The 19,176-nt window shown below is 61.6% G+C and carries 19 protein-coding genes; 12 read left to right on the forward strand and 7 right to left on the reverse strand.

Features of this window, described 5'->3' with window-relative positions:
* Nucleotides 1–450 precede the first annotated feature (450 nt).
* Both RBR25_RS15700 and RBR25_RS15705 read left to right on the forward strand, forming a co-directional pair.
* Nucleotides 451–693 (forward strand): type II toxin-antitoxin system Phd/YefM family antitoxin, encoded by a 243-nt coding sequence (locus tag RBR25_RS15700; RefSeq protein ID WP_432820497.1) that lies wholly within the window; start codon nucleotides 451–453, stop codon nucleotides 691–693.
* A complete protein-coding gene (locus RBR25_RS15705; protein WP_432820498.1) occupies nucleotides 690–1,067 on the forward strand; it encodes a type II toxin-antitoxin system VapC family toxin in 378 nt (125 codons plus the stop codon). The genes RBR25_RS15700 and RBR25_RS15705 overlap by 4 nt, the downstream gene beginning before the upstream one ends.
* Before the next feature lie 35 nt (nucleotides 1,068–1,102).
* On the opposite strand, the gene dinB is transcribed toward RBR25_RS15705, so the two are convergent.
* The 4 genes from dinB to RBR25_RS15725 are packed head-to-tail and all read right to left on the reverse strand — an operon-like array spanning nucleotide 1,103 to nucleotide 4,194.
* A complete protein-coding gene (gene dinB, locus RBR25_RS15710) occupies nucleotides 1,103–2,266 on the reverse strand; it encodes a DNA polymerase IV (protein WP_432820499.1) in 1,164 nt (387 codons plus the stop codon).
* Nucleotides 2,267–2,272: 6 nt separating this feature from the next.
* Entirely contained in the window at nucleotides 2,273–2,779 is a 507-nt protein-coding gene (locus RBR25_RS15715) for a shikimate kinase (RefSeq protein ID WP_432820500.1), read from the reverse strand.
* 55 nt (nucleotides 2,780–2,834) lie between these two features.
* Nucleotides 2,835–4,037, reverse strand: coding sequence for a glycoside hydrolase family 3 protein (locus RBR25_RS15720; RefSeq protein WP_432820501.1), 1,203 nt, complete (start codon nucleotides 4,035–4,037; stop codon nucleotides 2,835–2,837).
* A complete protein-coding gene (locus RBR25_RS15725) occupies nucleotides 4,018–4,194 on the reverse strand; it encodes a hypothetical protein (RefSeq protein WP_432820502.1) in 177 nt (58 codons plus the stop codon). Before RBR25_RS15725 ends, RBR25_RS15720 begins: the two co-directional genes overlap by 20 nt.
* A 220-nt stretch (nucleotides 4,195–4,414) precedes the next feature.
* Here RBR25_RS15725 and RBR25_RS15730 point away from each other — a divergent pair, with 220 nt between their 5' ends.
* The 5 genes from RBR25_RS15730 (at nucleotide 4,415) to aat (ending at nucleotide 9,544) form a co-directional block, all read left to right on the forward strand.
* Nucleotides 4,415–5,119: a YkgJ family cysteine cluster protein gene (locus tag RBR25_RS15730; RefSeq protein WP_432820503.1), complete on the forward strand. Its 705-nt coding sequence runs from the start codon at nucleotides 4,415–4,417 to the stop codon at nucleotides 5,117–5,119.
* 138 nt (nucleotides 5,120–5,257) lie between these two features.
* Nucleotides 5,258–6,055, forward strand: coding sequence for an alpha/beta fold hydrolase (locus RBR25_RS15735; protein WP_432820504.1), 798 nt, complete (start codon nucleotides 5,258–5,260; stop codon nucleotides 6,053–6,055).
* Between the two features lie 95 nt (nucleotides 6,056–6,150).
* Nucleotides 6,151–6,465, forward strand: coding sequence for an ATP-dependent Clp protease adaptor ClpS (locus tag RBR25_RS15740; protein ID WP_432820505.1), 315 nt, complete (start codon nucleotides 6,151–6,153; stop codon nucleotides 6,463–6,465).
* A gap of 60 nt (nucleotides 6,466–6,525) precedes the next feature.
* Nucleotides 6,526–8,781 (forward strand): ATP-dependent Clp protease ATP-binding subunit ClpA, encoded by a 2,256-nt coding sequence (clpA, locus tag RBR25_RS15745; protein WP_432820506.1) that lies wholly within the window; start codon nucleotides 6,526–6,528, stop codon nucleotides 8,779–8,781.
* A 49-nt stretch (nucleotides 8,782–8,830) separates the two neighbouring features.
* Complete coding sequence (aat, locus tag RBR25_RS15750) at nucleotides 8,831–9,544, forward strand: leucyl/phenylalanyl-tRNA--protein transferase (protein ID WP_432820507.1); 714 nt, start codon at nucleotides 8,831–8,833, stop codon at nucleotides 9,542–9,544.
* Here aat and RBR25_RS15755 read toward each other — a convergent pair.
* Both RBR25_RS15755 and RBR25_RS15760 read right to left on the reverse strand, forming a co-directional pair.
* Nucleotides 9,541–10,269 (reverse strand): PilZ domain-containing protein, encoded by a 729-nt coding sequence (locus RBR25_RS15755; protein ID WP_432820508.1) that lies wholly within the window; start codon nucleotides 10,267–10,269, stop codon nucleotides 9,541–9,543. The genes aat and RBR25_RS15755 overlap by 4 nt on opposite strands.
* 272 nt (nucleotides 10,270–10,541) lie before the next feature.
* The gene (locus RBR25_RS15760; RefSeq protein WP_432820509.1) at nucleotides 10,542–11,459 is read right to left on the reverse strand and encodes an ATP-binding protein; all 918 of its coding nucleotides are present in this window, start codon (nucleotides 11,457–11,459) and stop codon (nucleotides 10,542–10,544) included.
* A 145-nt stretch (nucleotides 11,460–11,604) separates the two neighbouring features.
* Here RBR25_RS15760 and RBR25_RS15765 point away from each other — a divergent pair, with 145 nt between their 5' ends.
* Both RBR25_RS15765 and rpsU read left to right on the forward strand, forming a co-directional pair.
* Nucleotides 11,605–12,732 carry a THUMP domain-containing class I SAM-dependent RNA methyltransferase gene (locus RBR25_RS15765; protein WP_432820510.1) on the forward strand — a complete coding sequence of 376 codons (1,128 nt, stop codon included), beginning with the start codon at nucleotides 11,605–11,607 and terminating at the stop codon, nucleotides 12,730–12,732.
* 102 nt (nucleotides 12,733–12,834) lie between these two features.
* On the forward strand, nucleotides 12,835–13,029 hold the full coding sequence (gene rpsU / locus RBR25_RS15770; RefSeq protein WP_092058758.1) for a 30S ribosomal protein S21: 195 nt from the start codon (nucleotides 12,835–12,837) through the stop codon (nucleotides 13,027–13,029).
* 79 nt (nucleotides 13,030–13,108) lie between these two features.
* On the opposite strand, the gene RBR25_RS15775 is transcribed toward rpsU, so the two are convergent.
* Nucleotides 13,109–14,554: a glyceraldehyde-3-phosphate dehydrogenase gene (locus RBR25_RS15775; protein ID WP_432820511.1), complete on the reverse strand. Its 1,446-nt coding sequence runs from the start codon at nucleotides 14,552–14,554 to the stop codon at nucleotides 13,109–13,111.
* Nucleotides 14,555–14,818: 264 nt separating this feature from the next.
* Here RBR25_RS15775 and RBR25_RS15780 point away from each other — a divergent pair, with 264 nt between their 5' ends.
* The 3 genes from RBR25_RS15780 to RBR25_RS15790 all read left to right on the forward strand — a co-directional run bounded on the left by RBR25_RS15780 (nucleotide 14,819) and on the right by RBR25_RS15790 (nucleotide 19,096).
* Nucleotides 14,819–15,799, forward strand: a complete 981-nt coding sequence (locus RBR25_RS15780) for a class II fructose-bisphosphate aldolase (protein WP_432820512.1) — start codon at nucleotides 14,819–14,821, stop codon at nucleotides 15,797–15,799.
* A 174-nt stretch (nucleotides 15,800–15,973) separates the two neighbouring features.
* Nucleotides 15,974–17,200 carry an EAL and HDOD domain-containing protein gene (locus RBR25_RS15785; RefSeq protein WP_432820513.1) on the forward strand — a complete coding sequence of 409 codons (1,227 nt, stop codon included), beginning with the start codon at nucleotides 15,974–15,976 and terminating at the stop codon, nucleotides 17,198–17,200.
* A 507-nt stretch (nucleotides 17,201–17,707) separates the two neighbouring features.
* Entirely contained in the window at nucleotides 17,708–19,096 is a 1,389-nt protein-coding gene (locus RBR25_RS15790) for an SLC13 family permease (RefSeq protein ID WP_432820514.1), read from the forward strand.
* Nucleotides 19,097–19,176: the final 80 nt, after the last annotated feature.

Genomic DNA, 19,176 nt, shown 5'->3' on the forward strand with positions numbered 1-19,176 from the left:
TGTTTGTGGTCTTTGACGTGAATCATGGTAGTCCCTCGCAAGGCATTGGAATTGTTGAGGAATATACCATAGATTACGTCCCGGCGCAAGAAAAAAATTGCAAATAATCTAATGATTTAAACTATTTATCGAACCTTCTCTTTTCGCGAGGGCATCAATCTTCGTCGAAAAAAGAACGGATTTGTTTTTCGCCCTTGAATCTATCTGCCTTTGGCAAGTACGTAAACGCCGCCCACGATCAATCTGCGGGCGGCGCATCTTCATAAATCCTCGGTAATCTCGTTCATCCTGCCCTCCCCATTCCATCCACACGAAAAAAAATTAATGTCAAGATAGTAATGCGGGCCGAAGCGTTGCGTCAAGGGGATTTTTCGGTCTGTCCGGATTCGACGTTGCACAACGTCACGACATGGACTAAGCTTAGTCCATCATTTCATAACGGAGGCCGGTATGCCGAGTGTCAATATCCATGAAGCCAAGACCCACTTTTCCCGGCTGGTCGACGCGGCGATGGCGGGGGAGGAGATCGTCATCGCCAAGGCGGGCAAACCCGCCGTCCGGCTGGTTTCGCTGGAGGCCGCTCCGGCGCCCGGCATCCGCTTCGGGGTGATGAAGGGAAAGATCGAGATCGCCGAGGATTTCGACGCGCCGCTGCCGGATGAACTGCAACGGGCCTTCGAGGGGGAATCATGAGACTGCTGCTCGATACCCATGTGCTGCTCTGGGTCCTCGCCGACGATCCGGCCCTGTCGGCGGAGGGCCGCGCGCTGATCGGTCGGGCCGAGACGGTCTACGTCAGCGCGGTTTCGGTCTGGGAGGTGAGCATCAAGGTGGCCCTCGGCAAACTCAAGATCGATCAGGACGGATTCCTGGAGGGATTGCGCGAATCCGGCTTCACCCCCCTCGCCATCTCCTGGGACCACGCCGCGGCCTTGCGACAACTCCCCGACTACCACCGCGATCCCTTTGATCGCATGCTCATCGCCCAAGCCCTCGCCGAGCCCCTGCGCCTGCTGACCCACGACCGCACCCTTGTCCGCTATTCCGAACTGGTGACGTTGGTTTAACTCCTCATTCATCATTCATCATTCATCATTGCCCCTCATTCCCCCTCCAGCAAATCCCCCCGCCGAACCTGCCCCTGGCCGAAGCGTTGATTAAGCCGGTCGAGGGCGGTGTCGAGGGCGGTTTGCCGTTGTGTGTCGGGGTCGGGGAAGAGGGTGGGTTGGCGGGCGGTGGCGTCCTCCAAGCCGCCGACACTGAGACCGAGCAGGCGCACCGGGCGTTCTCCGGCTTCGGTGCGTTGCAGCAGATCGCAGGCGGCGCGGTAGAGAGTTTTGCCGTGGGCGGTCGGTTCGGGCAGGGTGAGGCGGCGGGTGAGGGTTTCGAAATCGGCGTAGCGCACCTTGAGGGTCAGCACCCGCCCGGTCAGGCCGTGGCGGCGCAGCCGGGCCGCGACCTTCTCGGCCTGGGCCAGCAGTTCGCGCTTCAAATTCTCAATCCGGACCAGATCGGCGGCGAAAGTTTCCTCGGAGCCGTAGGATTTGGCCGGGGTGTCGACCTCCACCATCCGTTCGTCCTCCCCCCGCGCCAGATGATAGAGCCGTTCCCCCCAGACCCCGAAGAGGCGCGTCAGTTGCGCCACGGAGAGCCGCCGCAGGTCGGCCACCGTTCGGCAGCCCTGGCGATGCAGCTGTTGCGTCGCCTTGTTCCCCACCCCCCAGAGCCGCTCCACCGGCAGCGGCAGCAGAAAGTCATCCACTTCTTCCGGTAAAATCTCCAGCAGCCCGTCGGGCTTGGCGCTTTCCGAGGCGAGCTTGGCGAGAAATTTGTTGGGCGCGACCCCGGCGCTGATCGCCAAGCCCAGCTCCTCCCGCACCTCCCGGCGTATCCGCTGGGCGATCTCCCGGGGCGTGCCGAAGAGCCGTTCGCAGCCGGTCACGTCGAGAAAGGCCTCGTCCACCGAAAGCGGTTCGATGCGGTCGGTGTAGCGCCCGAAGATGGCGAAGACCTGCCGCGACACCTCTTGGTAGCGGGCCATGCGCACCGGCAGCACCACCGCCTCGGGGCAGAGACGCAGGGCGCGGCTCATGGGCAGGGCGCTGCGCACGCCGAAGGGGCGGGCTTCGTAGGAGCAGGCCGCGACCACGCCGCGCTCCCGGCTGCCGCCGACGATGACCGGGAGGCCGCGCAGTTCGGGCCGGTCGTGTTGCTCCACCGAAGCGTAGAAGGCGTCCATGTCGAGGTGGATGATGGCGTTGGCCATGGGCGGTCAGGCCCCTTGCCGGTAGAGATCGGCGATGTGCGCGGCCAGTTCTTCCTGGGAAAGGCGGTTGCCGTCGACGCACAGGTCGGCGTGGCGCCGGTAGAGAGCCTGGCGTTCAAGATAGAGCTCATGGAAGGTCTGGTTCGGTGCTTTGGCGATCCCCCGGCTGGCGAAGTTCTTGATCCGTCGGCCGATCTCTTCGAATTCCACGTCGATGAAGACGATCAGGGAAATTTGCCGCAGGTGCTCCATGGCCTTGTCGCTGTAGACGACGCTACCGCCGGTGGCGATGACCTGGTGCTCGATGTTGAGCTTGAGGATTTCTTCTTCCTCGATGCGTCGCAGTTCGAGATGACCGCTTTCGTCGAGGATCTGTTGCAGGGATTTTTGCCGGTTGATCTGGATGAGGATGTCGGTGTCGAGGAAGCCGAAGGCGAGTTCCTTGGCGAGGATGACGCCGACGGTGCTTTTGCCGGCGCCGGGCATGCCGATGAGGGTCAGGTTGGGCCGCATGAAAACTCCTGGGAAAGGGGACGAAATCCATCCTTTCCCAGGGAGCGTCAGCTTGTCAAGGGGGATCGCCGGCGGCGGGGAGGGCCTCTTTGAGCTTGTGGATGCGGCGCCAAGAGGCGTTGATACGGGCCTCGTCGATTACGTTGCGGCGGAGCAGATCGCGCAGGATGGCGAGGACGCGGGGGACGATTTCTTCGTCGTAGGCGAGGTTGTTGCCGAAAATGAGGATATCGACCCCGGCCAGCACCGCCTTTTCGACGGCTTCGGCCAGGCGGTGGCGGGCGCTGATGGCGGCCATCTGCAGGTCGTCGGAGAGGACCGGCCCGGAAAAGCCGAGTTTCTTGCGCAACAGGCCGTCGATCACGGCGGGGGAGAGGGTGGCGGGGAGCTCCTTGTCGAGTTGGGCGTTGAAGACGTGGGCGGTCATCACCGCGTCGGCCATGCCGCCGGCGACGAGTTCCCGGTAGGGGATGAGTTCCTCTTCGCGCCAGGTGGCGCTGACGTCGGTGAAACCGAGGTGGGAGTCGGCGGTGGAGCTGCCGTGGCCGGGGAAGTGCTTGAGGCAGGTCAGCACCCCCTCGTGCCGGTGCCCCGCGATATAGGCCCGGGCCTGGGCCGTGACCTTGCTGGGCTCGGCGGCGAAGGCGCGGCCGTAGCGGGCGATCACCGGGTTGTCGGGATTGACCCGCAGGTCGACCACCGGCGCCAGATTGAGATTGATTCCGGCCTCCTTCAGGGTGCGGGCCTGAGCGGCGGCGCGGCGGGTCGTCTCGGCCGGATCGTCAAGCCGCCCAAGTTCCTCATGGGAGAGGGTGGCGGGAAAGCCGTAGCGGGGGGAGAGACGGTTGACCCGTCCGCCTTCCTGGTCGATGGCGATGAGCAGGGGTTTCCGCGCTGCACGGCGCAGGCGCTCGGTCAGCTCGCGCAGTTGTCGCGGCGAGGCGATGTTGCGACCATGTTTTCGGCTTTCGAGATCATAATCGAAGAGGATGACGCCGCCGAGGTGATGCTGACGGAGGTCACGGAGGATGAAATGATCGTCGGCGACGTTCGTGCCGCGAAAGCCGACCATGAGCATCTGGCCGAGACGTTCGTCGAGGGAGGGATAAGCCGACGGGGGGGACTCCGCCCACGCCGGTGATGAGAAAGCAGTGAGAATTAGAAGGGTCGCTGGTAAAAAACGACGGGCCTGCCCAAGGCAGGCCCGAATACGTCGCAACAGTGGATGGCGCTTGCGGTCAGGGGTGGCAATAGGCATGTAACGCTCGCTCGAAGCCGCGCAGACCCTCGATAGTCAGTACCAAGGGGGTGCCGCAGCGGGCACATTTGCGGACCCTGCCGGGAGAAATGTCGGAAAGGCGCAGGTGGGAACTGGTCTTGCACTGGGGGCACTCGTAATCAATGGTGAGTTCCATGGAGCCACCTCGGGGGGAAGGAGGGTTGGAGGGGATTAGCGAGACTTAAGATAATGCCAAAACCCTATCTGTTTGGCAAGAAGAATTTTCTCCCATGATTTCGCGAGAAATCCCCGTTATGTAAAAGATTTACGAAGCTCCGTCGAGGTTGCCTTTCGGTGGTTGGGTCGCTATCATGATTAAAACAACGGTTGTTTTTATGGGATTTCCGGGGGTTGCCATGACAAGAGATTTCGATGCGCGGCAGTATCAGGAGAAGGTTCACGGCATGGTCTTGGAACGGCTTTCTGTTCCGACCGGCGAGCTCGACCTCGGCGGCCTGATGGGGGAGGTCGTCGCGGCGGCCGAGGGCGAACTGGCCAAACATCCGCTCGAAGACATAAAACTCGCCTGTCGGGCCGGTTGCGGATCCTGCTGCATGCTCAATGTTGCGGTGCTTTTTCCCGAGGTGGTGGCGATCGTCGATTATGTGCTAGAATCCTGGCCGCCCGAGCGGTTGCGGACGCTGATCCGGCGCCTCGACCAGCTCTATCGCCGGGTCGCCGGGCTTGACGACGAGGCGCGCCTGGCCCTGCGGGAACATTGCGCCTTTCTCGACGAGGAAGGTTTATGCTCCATCTATCCAGTACGTCCTCTGATCTGCCGGTCGGTGACTTCGACGGACGCGGAGCGTTGCCGGGAAGCGCTTTTAGAACCCTGGCCGGGCGCAGCGCGACCGGTGTTCATGTACCTGACGCAGAAACATCTGATGGAGGCGGCCTTCATCGGCTTGGGAAACGCCCTCGAAGAGACCTGGTTCGATGCCCGTAGCGGGCAGTTGACCGTCGGTGTCCAGCACTTGCTGGAAAACCCTGGGCTCAAGGAGCATTTTCTCGCCAAGAGGCCGGTTTGGGACGAGATGCCGGGAGGGTTTTCCGTTTTTTAACCGAGTTTCAGCCAAGGGGCCAAGCTTCCCCCCTTGAAAAAGGGGGGGATGCGCCGGTTGAGATTGGCCTTTATCGTATTGTTTGAACTCTGCCGAACCTGAGACTTGCCTGTTCCGGCACATATCAAGGAGACCTTCATGCACGCACAAATCAACGGCATTCGCCTGGCTTATGACGACCTGGGGCAAGGGCTGCCGGTCCTGCTCATTCACGGTTTTCCCCTCTGCCGGCGTATGTGGCGCTCCCAGGCCGAAGCCTTGGTTGCTGCCGGTTATCGGGTAATCCTCCCCGACCTGCGCGGTTTCGGCGAAAGCGAAGCGGGAACGGCGCCCGGTTCGACGGATCTGCTGGCTGACGATCTGGCGGCGCTCCTTGATCATCTCGGTATCGAAAAGGCGGTGGTCGGCGGGATGTCCATGGGCGGCTACGTGCTGCTCAACCTCCTCGCTCGTCATGTCCGGCGCATGTCCGGCGCCTGCTTCATCGTCACCCGCGCCGACGCCGATGACGAGACGGCCCGGGGCAAGCGCGATCACCTCATCCAGGAGATTGGAAAAGGCAATCCCGGAGCGGTGCCGAACGCCTTCATCCCGCTGCTCTTCGCCCCGGAAACGGCGCAGCGCCGTCCGGAACTGCTCGCGGAGACGCGCGCTTGGATCGAGGCAACCGCTCCCGCCGGACTGATTCTCGGCCTGCGAGCCATTCGTGACAGGAAAGATTCCACGGCGCTGCTGCCGGGGTTGAAGCTTCCCGCTCTGGTCATCGGGGCCCTTGAAGACAAGGCCATTCCTGTGGAAAAATCAGCGGCGTTGGCCGAGGCGGTGCCCAAAGCCGATCTGCGCCTGATCGGTGGCGCCGGGCACATGGTCAATCTGGAGGAACCGGCGGCCTTCAACGCCGCCCTGCTTGATTTTCTCGCCGGCATCACGCCCTGAGAGGATCGGCGACGCGGTCGGACGTTGGCGGCGGCGCGGCACTTGTGTTAGGATCTAAATCAGTTCATCGTGATTCAAGAACGGAGCGTTCATCTGTGACCGAGCAAGCACCGGCGGGGGGAACCCGGGCGGCGGAGGAAAGCCGCGCCAAGACGGGTTCTCCCCCGCTCTTTCGGGTGATCATGCATAACGACGATTTCACCAGCATGGAGTTTGTCGTGGAAATGCTGGAAAAGATTTTTCACAAGCCGCCGACCGAGGCCAACCAGATCATGCTCAACATCCATTTCAAGGGGATGGGGGTCTGCGGCGTCTACCCGGCAGAGATCGCCGAAACCAAGATCGACCGGGTGCATGCCCGGGCGCGAAGCGAGGGGTTCCCCTTGCGCTGCAGCATGGAGCCGGCTTGACCGTTTTGGTGGTTTCCGCTGTTCGCCGCCTCATGCGAGGCGGAAAAAAGGATAGAAGGTATGTTCAACCAGGATGTACAGATCGCTTTTTCCCTGGCGGTACGAGAAGCCCAGCGCCGCCGCCACGAATATCTGACCACCGAGCATGTGCTCTACGCCATCCTCTTCGAAGACCGGGGGCAGGAGGTACTGGTCAACTGCGGCGGGGATATCCAGGGACTGCGGAGCGTTCTGGAAGAGTTTTTCGACAAGCAATTGGAGGCGATTCCCGTCAGCGACGATTTCGTCCCCGAACAGACCGTTGGCCTGCAGCGGGTTTTGCAGCGGACCGTGGTGCACATGCACGCGGCGGGCAAGAAAGATGTCGGGCTGGGCGACCTGTTGGCGGCAATCCTGGAAGAGAAGAATTCCCACGCGGCCCACTTCCTTGAAGCCCAGGGGATTCGGCGCCTCGACGTGCTCAATTTCATCGCCCACGGTGTTTCCAAGGTGCCCCGCGAGGCGGCGCCCTCCGCGGGTGTCGCCCCCGGCAAGGCCAAGGAAGGGACGCCCGGGCCCGCCAAGAGCGCGCCTTCCCGCGACCCCCTGGAACTCTACACCGTCAATCTGGTGCAACGCGCCCGAGAAGGGAAGATCGACCCCCTCATCGGCCGCGACCGGGAGTTGACCCGCACCATCCAGGTGCTCTGCCGGCGGCGCAAGAACAATCCCCTCTATGTCGGCGACCCCGGGGTCGGCAAGACCGCCATCGCCGAGGGCCTCGCTCTTTTGCTGGAGCGTGGCGAGGTCCCCGATCTGCTCAAGGGGAATGAGATTTACACCCTCGATCTTGGGGCGCTCTTGGCCGGGACCAAGTTCCGGGGGGATTTCGAAGAGCGGCTCAAGGCGGTCATGGCCGCTCTGCGCAAGAAGCCCGAGGCGATTCTCTTCATCGACGAAATCCATACCATCGTCGGTGCCGGGGCGACCAGCGGCGGCTCCCTCGACGCTTCCAACATCCTCAAACCGGCTCTCGCCACCGGCGAGCTGCGCTGTATCGGTTCGACCACCTTCGAGGAATACAAGAACCTTTTCGACAAGGACCGCGCCCTGTCCCGGCGCTTTCAGAAGATCGACATTGTCGAGCCGAGCGTCGAGGATACGGTCGCCATTCTGCGCGGCTTGAAAAGCTACTACGAAGAGCACCACGGCGTCGTCTACAGCGAGGAGGCGCTGCGGGCGGCGGCCGAGCTTTCGGCCCGGCACATCAACTTCCGCCATCTGCCGGACAAGGCCATTGACGTCATCGACGAGGTCGGCGCGGTTTTCCGTATCAACCAGCGCACCGGCGCCACCGTTGAGGTCGCCGACATCGAGGCGGTGGTGGCATCGATGGCGCGCATCCCGGCGCGTAGCGTTTCCACCTCTGACCGCAAGCGCCTGCGTCACCTGGGTCGGGATCTCAAGCGTCAGGTCTTTGGCCAGGATGCGGCTGTGGACGCCCTTTGCCAGGCGATCCTCCGCTCTCGGGCTGGTCTCGGCCATCCCGAGAAACCGGTCGGCTCCTTCCTCTTCACCGGCCCCACCGGGGTCGGCAAGACCGAGGTTGCCCGGCAACTGGCGGCCCAGCTTGGAGTGGAATTCCTCCGCTTCGACATGAGTGAGTACATGGAAAAGCATTCGGTGGCACGGCTCATCGGCGCGCCGCCGGGTTACGTTGGTTTCGATCAGGGCGGGCTGCTGACCGACGCGGTGGTGAAGACCCCCTATGCCGTGCTCCTCCTTGATGAGATTGAAAAGGCTCATCCCGACCTCTTCAGCATCCTCTTGCAGGTCATGGATCACGGCACCCTTACCGACAACAATGGCAAGAAGGCCGATTTCCGCAATGTCGTGCTGATCATGACCAGCAACGCCGGGGCGCGGGAGATGAGCGCCCACCCCATCGGTTTTGGCAACCTCGGCCGTAGCGGCTACAAACAGGCGGTGGAGAAGACCTTTTCGCCGGAATTCCGCAACCGCCTCGATGCGATCATTCCCTTCCAGGCGCTGGATGAAGCAATCATCCTCCGCATTGTCGACAAGTTTCTCGACGAGTTGCGCGCCCGCCTGGCCGATTCCGCCGTCACTCTGAAGGTCTCCGCCGCCGCCCGCGCCCACTTGGCGCGCCAAGGCTACGATCCGACCTATGGGGCGCGCCCTCTGGCGCGGCTGATCCAGACGGCGATTAGCGACGTCCTCGCCGGTGAACTGCTCTTTGGGCGTCTCAGCGATGGCGGCGAGGTGCGTATTGGCTTGCGTGGCGGCGAGTTGACTTTCGTCTACGGCCCCTCCTGATGTTTCTTCCCGTCAACCGGTGGGCATTTTCGCCGGTGGGGCGCTGATCATGCCGATCTACCGTCTTTCCAATCAGCTTGTTTTCCCCGCGTCGGAACTGGCCGAGCCCGGCGGTCTGCTTGCCGTCGGCGGCGACCTTTCCCCCCGGCGGTTGCTTCTTGCCTACTCCTTGGGCATTTTCCCCTGGTTTTGTGACGATGAACCGCCGCTGTGGTGGTCGCCTGACCCTCGCTGCGTTATTTTCCCCGAAGAGATCCGCATTTCCCGCAGCCTCGCCAAGTGTTTGCGTCAGGGACGTTTTCGCGTCTCCTGCGACACCGCCTTCGCCGCGGTGCTGGACGGTTGTGCGCAGAGTCGGCGCGGACAGCCGGGTACCTGGATCACCGCCGCGATGCGGGCGGCCTACCTGCGCCTGTTCCGTATGGGCTACGCCCATTCGCTGGAATGTTGGCGGGGGGATGAACTGGCGGGGGGACTGTACGGGGTGGTGCTGGGGCGCTGCTTCTTCGGAGAGTCCATGTTTCACCGGGCGCCGGATGCTTCCAAGGTGGCTTTGGCGACCTTGGCCCGGAAGATGGCGGAGTGGGGCTGGCCTCTGATCGACTGCCAGTTGCCTAATCCCCATCTGCTGTCGCTGGGAGCGGTGGAGATTCCCCGTGTTGAATTTTTGCGTCGGCTGGAACAGGGGGGCGTTTTGCCCGGGCGGATTCCGCCCCCCGGATTCCTCCCGGAAGGGGCTTTTTCGCGGGAGCCGGCGGATTAAATCTCCGCTTCCTCTTCAACGACGGCGCTCCGCTGCTGGTCGCGGATCAGGGTTTCCAGGCGTTTCAGGTCGGTATCGAGAAGGGAGACGAAGCGCATGCCGGTGCTGATCCGCTCCGGGCTTTCCGTCTGTTTTGTCCAGGCCACTTCCGCCAGAGAACAGATGGGCGGCGCCTGGCCGTAGTCGATCAGCACCAAACAGAGGTCGGCGACTTCGACCGGGCCTTTCATCTCAAAACGCACGCCGCCGCTGCCGAGATTGATCGCCCGGCGGGGAAAGACGCCGAGTTTACTCAGGTCGCCCCCGCCGTGGAGAATGCGGATGTTCTTTTCCCACTGGTCGCGGAAGGTGCGCAGGGTGCCGCGCCCCTTGGTGTAACGCAACCCGGCCTGAAGGTTGACGCGGGGGGAACCCCGGCGCTGGAAGACCTGCAAATCATCGCCAATCTGAACGCGGATGGCATCCTTGTTACGGTGTCCGGCGAAACGGCCACTCAGTTTGAGTCCGAGGCCGAAGGCTTCCGAGGTGAGAGTGAAGGGCATATCGGTGGCGAAGGGATAGCTCTCTTCTTCCTGTCCGCCATAGGGCAGCAGCAGGTCGAAATACCCCTTGCCCAGCTCTTGAAGGTAGGTGGTCAGGCTTTCGGTACGGCTGATGAGGCCGTCGCCGGGAGGGGGGGCGAGCAGAACCTTCTGCCCCGATTTGAAATATTTCAGGTACGACATGCGCTTTGTTTCCTCACGCCCGGCGCCGCCGGACTCCCTGATGTCCCAGTGCGGATTTGCATGACATGGCCGATGTCGCCGATGTCGGCATCGGCGACCGTATAAAAGGATTTGGTCCTTGATTCAGAGGGCCTACAAGGTGCAGGGAGCCGGCAGCAGAAGGGCCGGCGCCGACCGCCGGAAAGCTTTCATGGCGAATTCCCGAAGGAGTCGTTTCCCCCTAGATTATAGGGGGATGAGCGTTCCAGGCCAAACGTTAATTTGCCGGTATTTCAGTTCCCCTGTGGAAAGCTGGGGGGTTCATCCAGCAGCAGCTGCCCGGTCAGGTCATCGATGAACTGCCGGGCAACCCGCCCCGAGCGGGCCCCGCGCAGCATGGCCCATTCCAGGGCCGCGGCGGTGAGCTGGTCATCGGCGATGGGCAATTCCCGTCGGCGGGCGAAATGCCGGACGATTTCCAGATAGCTCTCCTGGGTGGTCGGATAGAAACCGAGGGTGATGCCGAAGCGGTCGGAAAGGGAGATCTTTTCGGCGATCGCCTCTTCGGGATGGATCTCTTCCCCGCCGCTATTGTCGCTCAGACGCTCCGGCATGAGATGGCGGCGGTTGCTGGTGGCGTAAATAAGCAAATTTTCCGGTCGCGCCTCAATGCCGCCTTCAAGCAGCGCCTTGAGTTCGCGGTAATCGACTTCCGACTCATCGAAGGAAAGATCGTCGCAGAAAAGGATGAAACGGTAAGGCTGGGGGCGCAGCAGTTCGGTGATCGCCGGCAACTGGAAGAGATCCTCCTTGCGCACCTCGACCAGACGTAGACCGGCTCCGGCAAATTCGCCGAGCAGCCCCTTGACTGCCGACGATTTCCCGGTCCCCCGGGCGCCCCAGAGGAGCACATTGTTGGCCGGCAGACGCTGAACGAACTGGCGGGTATTCCGGCGTAGCCGGGTCAGGGACGGGTCGATACCGAGCAGGTCGGCGTGATCGGGGAGGTCGGGATGGATGATGGGATGCAGATAGCCGCTCTGGTTCTCCTGCTGCCAGCGCCAGGCGAGGATACTTTCGAGCAGGGCCGGATCAAATTGGAATTCCGCCAGTTTGCGGGTGAGGAATTCCTCGCCGAGGTCCATCAGATGCTCGACGCGGTCGAGCAGGTAGCTCCAGTCGATGTCGACGGAATTGGAATTGATATTCATGGTGGCGACTTTCTCTTCGATTGGGATAGGATCTCTCCGTCTGGTTGCCGGACTATCCGTCATCATACCAGATTATTCTGCGGCTCTTAACCTTTAATCCGGGCGTTGGGCGGCTTTGCCTTTTCCCGCCCGTCGGGAGTTCCTTTTGAAGAATAGCAGGGAAGAGCTCTTTGCCGTGACTTCGCCGGGGCTGGAAGCGGTCTGCGCCGCTGAACTGGCGGCTCTCGGTCTTACCGACGCCCGGCCGGTGGCGGGGGGGGTGGAGTTTTCCGGCGGTCTGCGGGAGATCTATCTGGCCAACCTCCACTCCCGCGTCGCCTCCAGGGTGCTGGTGCGTTTGGCCGACGTCAAGGCCCGGGATTTCCCCGACCTCTATCGCAAGGCGTCCCGTATGCCCTGGGGGCGTTTTCTGCGCCCGGATACCGGTTTGCAAATGCGGGTCAGCTGTCGCCATTCGCGGCTCAATCACAGCGAGCGCATCGCCGCCACCCTCGGCGAGGCCGTCGACCGCGCCCTCGGCCGGGAAGGAGGGCCGCGCGGTGGCATGGAACAACTGGTTCTGGCCCGCTTCGAGGAGGATGTCTGCTCGCTCTCCATCGATGCTTCCGGTGAATTGCTGCACCGCCGGGGCTATCGTGGCGAGACGGCTCAGGCACCCCTGCGGGAGAACCTCGCCGCCGGGATTCTCCTGCTCTTGGGCTGGGACGGCACGACACCGCTGTTTGATCCACTGTGCGGTTCGGGAACTTTTCTGATCGAAGCCGCCTGGCTCGCTCAACGCAGGGCGCCGGGACGCGATCGCCGCTTCGCTTTCATGGATTGGCCCGGTTTCCGCCCAGGGCTCTGGGAGGTTCTGCTGGCTGAGGCGCGGCGCGCCGAACTGCCGGCGACTCCGCTTTTGCGTGGTGGGGAGTGGGACAGGGCCAGTTTCGAGGCGGCGGGGCGCAATGCCCAGCGGGCCGGGGTCGCGGAACTGCTCGATCTGCGGCGCGAGGATTTGGCCGACGCTTTCGCCCCCGCTGAGTCGGGGCTACTTCTCTGCAATCCCCCTTATGGCAAACGGGTAGGGGCGGGGGAGGATCTGCGTCCGCTCTTTCGGACCCTGGGGCGGGTTCGGCGTGAACGCTTTCCCGGCTGGCGTCTCGCCTTTCTCTGCCCGGATGATGCCCTGGCGGCGGTGATGGGCGAACCGTTGGTTCGCCTTGCCCGACTGCGCAACGGCGGCATTCCCGTCACTCTCTGGGGGACGGAAAGCCGAGGCAAGGTACGATAATTTTGTTGCTTTCAGTAGGAAATCAGGCTAGATTCACGCATTGTTTTATCTCGGCCCATACAGGGGTTGGGCGATACAGTTGGGAAAGCGAGGTGATTGTCAGTGGAAATCCAGGTCGTCGACAACAACGTCGAAAAGGCCATCCGGGTGCTCAAGCGCAAGTTGCAGCAAGAGGGACTCTTTCGTGAAATGAAGCAGCGCAAGTTTTACGAAAAACCCAGCGTCAAGCGCAAGCGCAAGGAGAAGGAGGCCCAGCGTCGTCTGCGCAAGAAAATGCGCCTGATGAAGCGCGACTAGCCTCGTCGCCATAGACGGTAACGAAAAAACGGCCGATCCCGCAAGGGGCCGGCCGTTTTTTCGTGGAGGTGAATCACCATCAGTTGGGCAGGGTCGGCAGTTCCAGACCGGCGATCTTGTCGAGCATGCGCGCTACCTGACAGCTGTAGCCGAATTCGTTGTCGTACCAGACGTAAAGGACCACACGATTGCCCTCGACGATGGTCGCGAGGGAGTCGACTACCCCGGCGTAGCGGCTGCCGATGAAGTCGCTGGAGACGACTTCCGGCGAGTTGGTGAAGTCGAGCTGGTTCTGCAAGGGGGAGTCGAGGGAGACGTCCCGCAGATATTTGTTCAGTTCGGCGACGGTGGTCGCTTTTTCCAGGGTCAGGTTGAGGATCGCCAGGGACACGTTCGGAGTCGGTACGCGAATGGCGTTGCCGGTCAATTTTCCGGCCAGCTCGGGCAGGGCCTTGGCCACCGCTTTGGCGGCGCCGGTTTCGGTGATGACCATGTTGAGGGGGGCGCTGCGTCCCCGCCGGGAACTCTTGTGGTAGTTGTCGATCAGATTCTGGTCGTTGGTGTAGGAATGACAGGTTTCCACATGGCCGTGGACGATACCGTATTCGTCATGCACCGCCTTGAGGGCCGGGACGATGGCGTTGGTGGTGCAGCTGGCTGCCGTGTAGATCTGTTCCCCGGCAGTGAGCAGTTCGTTGTTGATGCCGAAAACGACGTTGGGCAGATCCCCTTTGCCGGGAGCGGTGAGAATGACCTTGTCGATACCCGGGGCTTGCAGATGGCGGCCGAGCCCGGCCCGGTCCCGCCACTTGCCGGTGTTGTCCACCAGCAAAGCGTTATGGATGCCGTACTGGGTATAGTCGATACTTTCCGGGGCGTCGGCGTAGATGATGCGGATCATGTTGCCGTTGGCGATGATGGCGTTCTCTTCCTCGTCGATGCGGATGGTGCCGTGGAAGTAGCCGTGCACAGAATCGCGGCGCAGCAGACTGGCGCGTTTGGCGAGATCGTCCGGACCCCCTTTGCGCACCACGGCGGCACGCAGGCGCAGCTTGTCGCCGCCTCCGGTCTGTTCGATGAGAATGCGCGCCAAAAGGCGTCCAATGCGGCCGAAGCCGTACAGCACCACGTCCCGCGGCTCGCTGAGCAGGGCTTTTTTCCCGGTGTTGACCGCCGCCAGTTCCCGACGCACGAAATCGTCGACGGATGTGCCCGCGGCCTGGGCCTGGTAACGAACGGTCAGTTTACCGATGTCGATGCGCGCCGGAGCCAGGTCGAGCCGAGTCATGGCTTCGAGAAGGGGCGCGGTGTCCCGCACCCAGAGTTCGGTGACGAGAATCTGCCGGGCGAAACGGTGCGCCTTGAGGATGTCGATGGTCGAGCCGTGCACCAGCGAACGGCCGTAAACGGTGGTGATCACGCCATGGTTGCGGTAGAGGCGGCCGACCATGGGGACCATCGCTTCGGCGATTTCCTCGCGGCTTTTCCAGTCCTTGAAATAGGCTTCCTGTTTGTCGGTACGCATGGGAGCTCCCTTCTGGGGAAATGTTCGGCCGGAGTCCGGAGACTTCGGGAAAACGGCGCTGCGCGATTTTTCCGGCGCGAGCTGCACTTCTTGGATTAATCCGAGGCCGGGGCTTTTGTCAAGGCAATTTCGGCTGGACTTGTCCGGAGGCGGCTGGTATTAATAACGCTGTTTGCGCTACTCGGTGGCTGTTCCGGTGCGGATGGTCGCCGCTCTTTCCCCACTATCTACTACGGTTGCGACAGCGTGAGGAGGCGGATCATCATGGGCGATAGGGTGCATTTCAGTGAACTGGGCCTGGTCAATACCCGGGAAATGTTTCAGAAGGCGTTCCAGGGGGGATATGCGATCCCCGCTTACAACTTCAACAACCTTGAGCAGTTGCAGGCGATTGTCCTGGCCTGTGCGGAAACGTCCTCGCCGGTCATCGTCCAGGTCAGCAAGGGCGCCCGCGAGTACGCCAACCAGACGATGCTGCGCTACATGGCCTTGGGCGCGGTACAGATGGTTCGGGAGCTCGGCTCGAACATTCCCATCTGCCTGCATCTCGACCACGGCGACTCCTTCGAGCTGTGCAAGTCCTGCGTCGATTCGGGCTTCTCCTCGGTGATGATCGACGGCTCCCATCTTTCTTACGAGAAAAACGTCGCTCTCACCCGGCAAGTCGTCGAATACGCCCATCAGTACGATGTGAGCGTCGAAGGAGAACTGGGGGTGCTGGCCGGCATCGAAGACGAGGTCCAGGCTGAACATTCGACCTACACCAAGCCTGAGGAGGTGGAGGATTTCCTCAAGAAGACCGGCGTCGATTCCCTGGCCATCTCCATCGGCACCAGCCACGGCGCCTATAAATTCAAGCTTAAGGAAGGGGAGGAAGTGCCCCCTTTGCGTTTCGACATCCTCAAAGAGATCGAAAAACGCATTCCCGGCTTTCCCATCGTCCTGCACGGGGCGTCGAGCGTCGTTCAGGAGTACGTCCAGCTGATCAACCAGTACGGCGGCAAGATGGACGGTGCCGTCGGCGTTCCCGAGGCGCAGCTGCGCCAGGCCGCCGCCAGCGCCGTGTGCAAGATCAATATCGATTCGGATGGCCGTCTGGCCGTTACCGCCAAGGTTCGCGAATTTCTCGCCAAGAACCCCGGCGAATTCGATCCGCGCAAATATCTTGGCGACGCCCGCAAGGAACTGATTGCCCTGATCAAGCACAAAAACCAGGAGGTGCTCGGCAGCGCCGGCAAGGCCTGATTGGAAAAATTGAGGATTTCAACGAATTGGCGGGATCGTTCGAAACTGGACGGTCCCGCTTTTGCGTTGGTGCCTATGGTGTCCGGACGGGGGGCGTTGCTTTGCCCGAGGGGAAAATGCTATTGTTGGTGAAGTTTATCATAAGTCTCCGCCGAGGGTGAAGGAGAGGGTGCTTTGGAAAACGACAAATGTCTGATCGGCCGGCAGCCGATTCTCGACCGGCGCGAGCAGGTCTGCGCTTACGAGTTGCTCTTTCGTTCGCCGGGGGCGTTGATCGCCCGGGTTTTCGACCATTCCCGGGCGACGGCCCGGGTCATTCTCAATACCTTGGCCGGCTTCGGCATCCAGGAAATCCTTGGCGGCAACCGCGGTTTCATCAATGTTGAGCAGGATCTGCTGATGAGCGAATCCCTCGAACTGCTGCCCCGCGAGGCCGTCGGCATTGAGCTGCTGGAGGGTCTGCAGGTTACGCCGGAATTGGTGGAGCGTTGCCGTTATCTCAAGGAAAAGGGGTTTTTCCTGATTCTGGACGACCATCAGTTCGAGCCCCGGTTCGCTCCGCTCTATCCGCTGATCGATCTGGTCAAGGTCGATCTTTTTCTCACCCCCGTCGCCCAGCTTCCACCGATGGTGCACCAGCTGCGCGCCTATCCCTTCAAGCTGCTTGCGGAGAAGGTCGAAACCCGCGATGAATTCAGGCAATGCCTGGAGCTGGGATTCGATTTTTTCCAGGGGTTCTATTTCGCCAAACCCTCGATCATGGAGAAGCAGCGCATCGACGGTTCGGGAACGGCCCTGCTGAAGATGCTGCATCTGCTGTTGGAGGATGCCGAGATCGAAGCACTGGAAAACTGTCTCAAACAATGCCCCGGCATGACCTATTCCGTGCTGCTGCTGGTCAATTCGGTGGGGATGGGGATGCGCAGCAAGATCGCCAGCGTGCGCCATGCCATTAATCTGCTCGGACGGCGCCAGCTCAAGCGCTGGGTGCAGCTGGCGCTCTTCGCTTCCGCCGACGAGCGCGGACTCGACAACCCCATGGTTGACTTGGCGGCGGTGCGCGGCGGACTGATGGAGCAGTTGGCGCTGATTCATCCCCAGACCCGAAAAATTCCCGAGATCGCCGATCAGGCCTTCATGGCCGGAATTCTCTCGTTGCTGGAGTGGATCTACGCGGTCAACATGGAGAACGTGGTCAAGGATCTGAGTCTCTCCGACGAAATCGCCGAGGCCCTGCTCCAGCGTAGCGGAATGCTGGGTAAACTGCTCGTTTGTGTCGAGGCTATGGAACAGATGGATTTCAAAGGGGCCTGGCCGCAACTCCAGGCCCTGGGTTTTACCCCCGATCAGGTGCTGGAAGCCCAGTGCAAGTCTTACAAGTGGAAATTGGGAATGGGTTGAACTCTTTCCGTCCTTGGCGCCGCGGTTTCCCGCCGCAGGGAAATCCTCCTTGAAGTCGCTTGCGGATCCTGTCCCACAGCGTTTTTCGGGGGCTTCCGTCCGTCGTTGCTTTCTTCACCCCCGCCATCACCGGCGCCAAGATCCTGCTTTGCTTTTCTCTTCGGTATGTTCTCCGGCCATTCCCCTTCCGGAACCCTTCCCTGTAAACGGCACGAGATTTGCTCTACGTAGCTGCTGTCATCAATCCAGCCGTTTCGGAGTGCGATTCTCTTCCGGAAAGGCCCATAGTGCCGGGGAAAGGCCCGTTGCGAGGGTGTCGATTTTTTGGATGGGCGAACCGGTAAGGACCGGGTTTTGACGGCACCTTCGCTGGATGGTGGTGGAACCATTCTTTTTTCTTGAGGAAAAGAGGATGGCCATGAAAATATGAGTGGCCTGTAAAGGGCTTTTTTTGAAGTATGCTTATAGCTTGCCCGGTGCAAGTTTCGCGTCGGAGCGGGAGGTTGCATGAGTTCCCTGGAAGCGGCGGAAACCCTTTTGTCTCTCCCCCTTTTTCGCGACTGTTCGCGGCAGAGTCTGGCGCGCCTGTTGCCCCATGTCGCCGCGCGACATCTTGCTTCCTCCGAAGTTCTGCACGCCTTCGATGCCGAGGCCGAGACAACTTTTCTAATCCTTGATGGCGAGTTTGAACTTGATCTCGGCGGCGGCCGCAAGGCGCGCATTGGCGGCGGCTTTCTCGGCGAGGAAGCGGGTATTGGCCTGGACCGCTACCAGGCCACTGCCACCGCCCTGGGACCGGCGCGGGTGCTGGCCATCCCCGGGGATTTATTGCACAAGCTGGCCGATGAGACCCGCTCGGTGCTGCCCGCCCTGCTCGAATCCCTGGCCGAGCGCGGCCAGGAAAGGCGCTCCCGGGACCGGGCCGCGACCGCCGGCGGGACCGCCAAAAAGCAGGAGGGGGCGCGGATCCTGTGCGGCTGGCTGCTCGCCACGGCGGTTCCCTTTGCCGTCTTCTTCCTGCTCCGGGAAGCCCCGGATATTGCCGGCGTTCAGACCGCTTACCTGCTGGCGGTGGTCTCCTCGGCGGTGGTCATGTGGGTATTCCGGCTGCTCCCCGATTTCGTTCCCGCCCTCTTCGCCGTCCTCGGCATCGTTCTTCTCAATCTCGCCCCGCCCGAGGTGGCCCTCGCCGGTTTTTCCTCCGATACCTTTTTCATGGCCCTGAGCATCTTCGCCCTGAGCGTCGTCACTACCACTTCCGGCTTCAGCTACCGGGTCCTGCTCTGGCTGCTGCGCCTGGGCCCGCCCAACAAGATCTGGTACAATCTCAGTCTTTTCATCGCCGGGGTGATTCTCACCCCCATCGTCCCCACCGCCAATGGCCGGGTGGCGATCGTCGCTCCCTTTTTCAATGATCTGGCAGGCACCCTGGGTAAGGATTCCTGCGCCAACGAGAAGCAGCGACTGGCGGTCAGCGCTCTGTCCGGCGTCAGTCTGCTTTCCGCGATCTTCATGAGCGCCAAGTCCATCAACTTCGTCATCTTCGGTTTTCTTCCGGTGCAGGATCAGGCCCATTTCCAATGGGTTCACTGGTTCTATGCCGCCTCGGTTTGCGGCCTGGCGCTGACCCTTCTCTATCTGCTGCTGGCCTGGCTGCTCTTCCGCAACCCCAGCCGTCCGACCATGTCCCGGGAACTGATCGCCGACCAGCTGCGCATCCTCGGCCGGATGAAGAGCGCCGAGTGGGCGTCGCTGCTCGGGCTTTTGCTGATGCTGGCGGCGGTGCTGACCGTCTCGGTGCACGGCGTGGAAGTTCCCTGGATCACTTTCGCCATCATGTATGTGCTGTTAATGTTGATGCCACCGCAAAAAGAGAAGATCCGACAAATAGTTTAAATCATTAGATTATTTGCAATTTTTTTCTTGCGCCGGGACGTAATCTATGGTATATTCCTCAACAATTCCAATGCCTTGCG

It is taken from the genome of Trichloromonas sp. (assembly GCF_034006665.1).
Lineage (GTDB): Bacteria > Desulfobacterota > Desulfuromonadia > Desulfuromonadales > Trichloromonadaceae > Trichloromonas.

Excerpts from the sequence above, each read along its gene's own strand:
- RBR25_RS15760 (WP_432820509.1), bottom strand. The coding sequence starts at position 11,459 with ATGAATATCAATTCCAATTCCGTCGACATCGACTGGAGCTACCTGCTC.
- RBR25_RS15700 (WP_432820497.1), top strand. The coding sequence starts at position 451 with ATGCCGAGTGTCAATATCCATGAAGCCAAGACCCACTTTTCCCGGCTG.
- RBR25_RS15715 (WP_432820500.1), bottom strand. The coding sequence starts at position 2,779 with ATGCGGCCCAACCTGACCCTCATCGGCATGCCCGGCGCCGGCAAAAGC.
- RBR25_RS15725 (WP_432820502.1), bottom strand. The coding sequence starts at position 4,194 with ATGGAACTCACCATTGATTACGAGTGCCCCCAGTGCAAGACCAGTTCC.
- RBR25_RS15780 (WP_432820512.1), top strand. The coding sequence starts at position 14,819 with ATGGGCGATAGGGTGCATTTCAGTGAACTGGGCCTGGTCAATACCCGG.
- RBR25_RS15790 (WP_432820514.1), top strand. The coding sequence starts at position 17,708 with ATGAGTTCCCTGGAAGCGGCGGAAACCCTTTTGTCTCTCCCCCTTTTT.
- RBR25_RS15720 (WP_432820501.1), bottom strand. The coding sequence starts at position 4,037 with ATGCCTATTGCCACCCCTGACCGCAAGCGCCATCCACTGTTGCGACGT.
- RBR25_RS15705 (WP_432820498.1), top strand. The coding sequence starts at position 690 with ATGAGACTGCTGCTCGATACCCATGTGCTGCTCTGGGTCCTCGCCGAC.
- RBR25_RS15775 (WP_432820511.1), bottom strand. The coding sequence starts at position 14,554 with ATGCGTACCGACAAACAGGAAGCCTATTTCAAGGACTGGAAAAGCCGC.
- dinB (WP_432820499.1), bottom strand. The coding sequence starts at position 2,266 with ATGGCCAACGCCATCATCCACCTCGACATGGACGCCTTCTACGCTTCG.
- RBR25_RS15755 (WP_432820508.1), bottom strand. The coding sequence starts at position 10,269 with ATGTCGTACCTGAAATATTTCAAATCGGGGCAGAAGGTTCTGCTCGCC.
- RBR25_RS15730 (WP_432820503.1), top strand. The coding sequence starts at position 4,415 with ATGACAAGAGATTTCGATGCGCGGCAGTATCAGGAGAAGGTTCACGGC.
- clpA (WP_432820506.1), top strand. The coding sequence starts at position 6,526 with ATGTTCAACCAGGATGTACAGATCGCTTTTTCCCTGGCGGTACGAGAA.
- aat (WP_432820507.1), top strand. The coding sequence starts at position 8,831 with ATGCCGATCTACCGTCTTTCCAATCAGCTTGTTTTCCCCGCGTCGGAA.
- RBR25_RS15735 (WP_432820504.1), top strand. The coding sequence starts at position 5,258 with ATGCACGCACAAATCAACGGCATTCGCCTGGCTTATGACGACCTGGGG.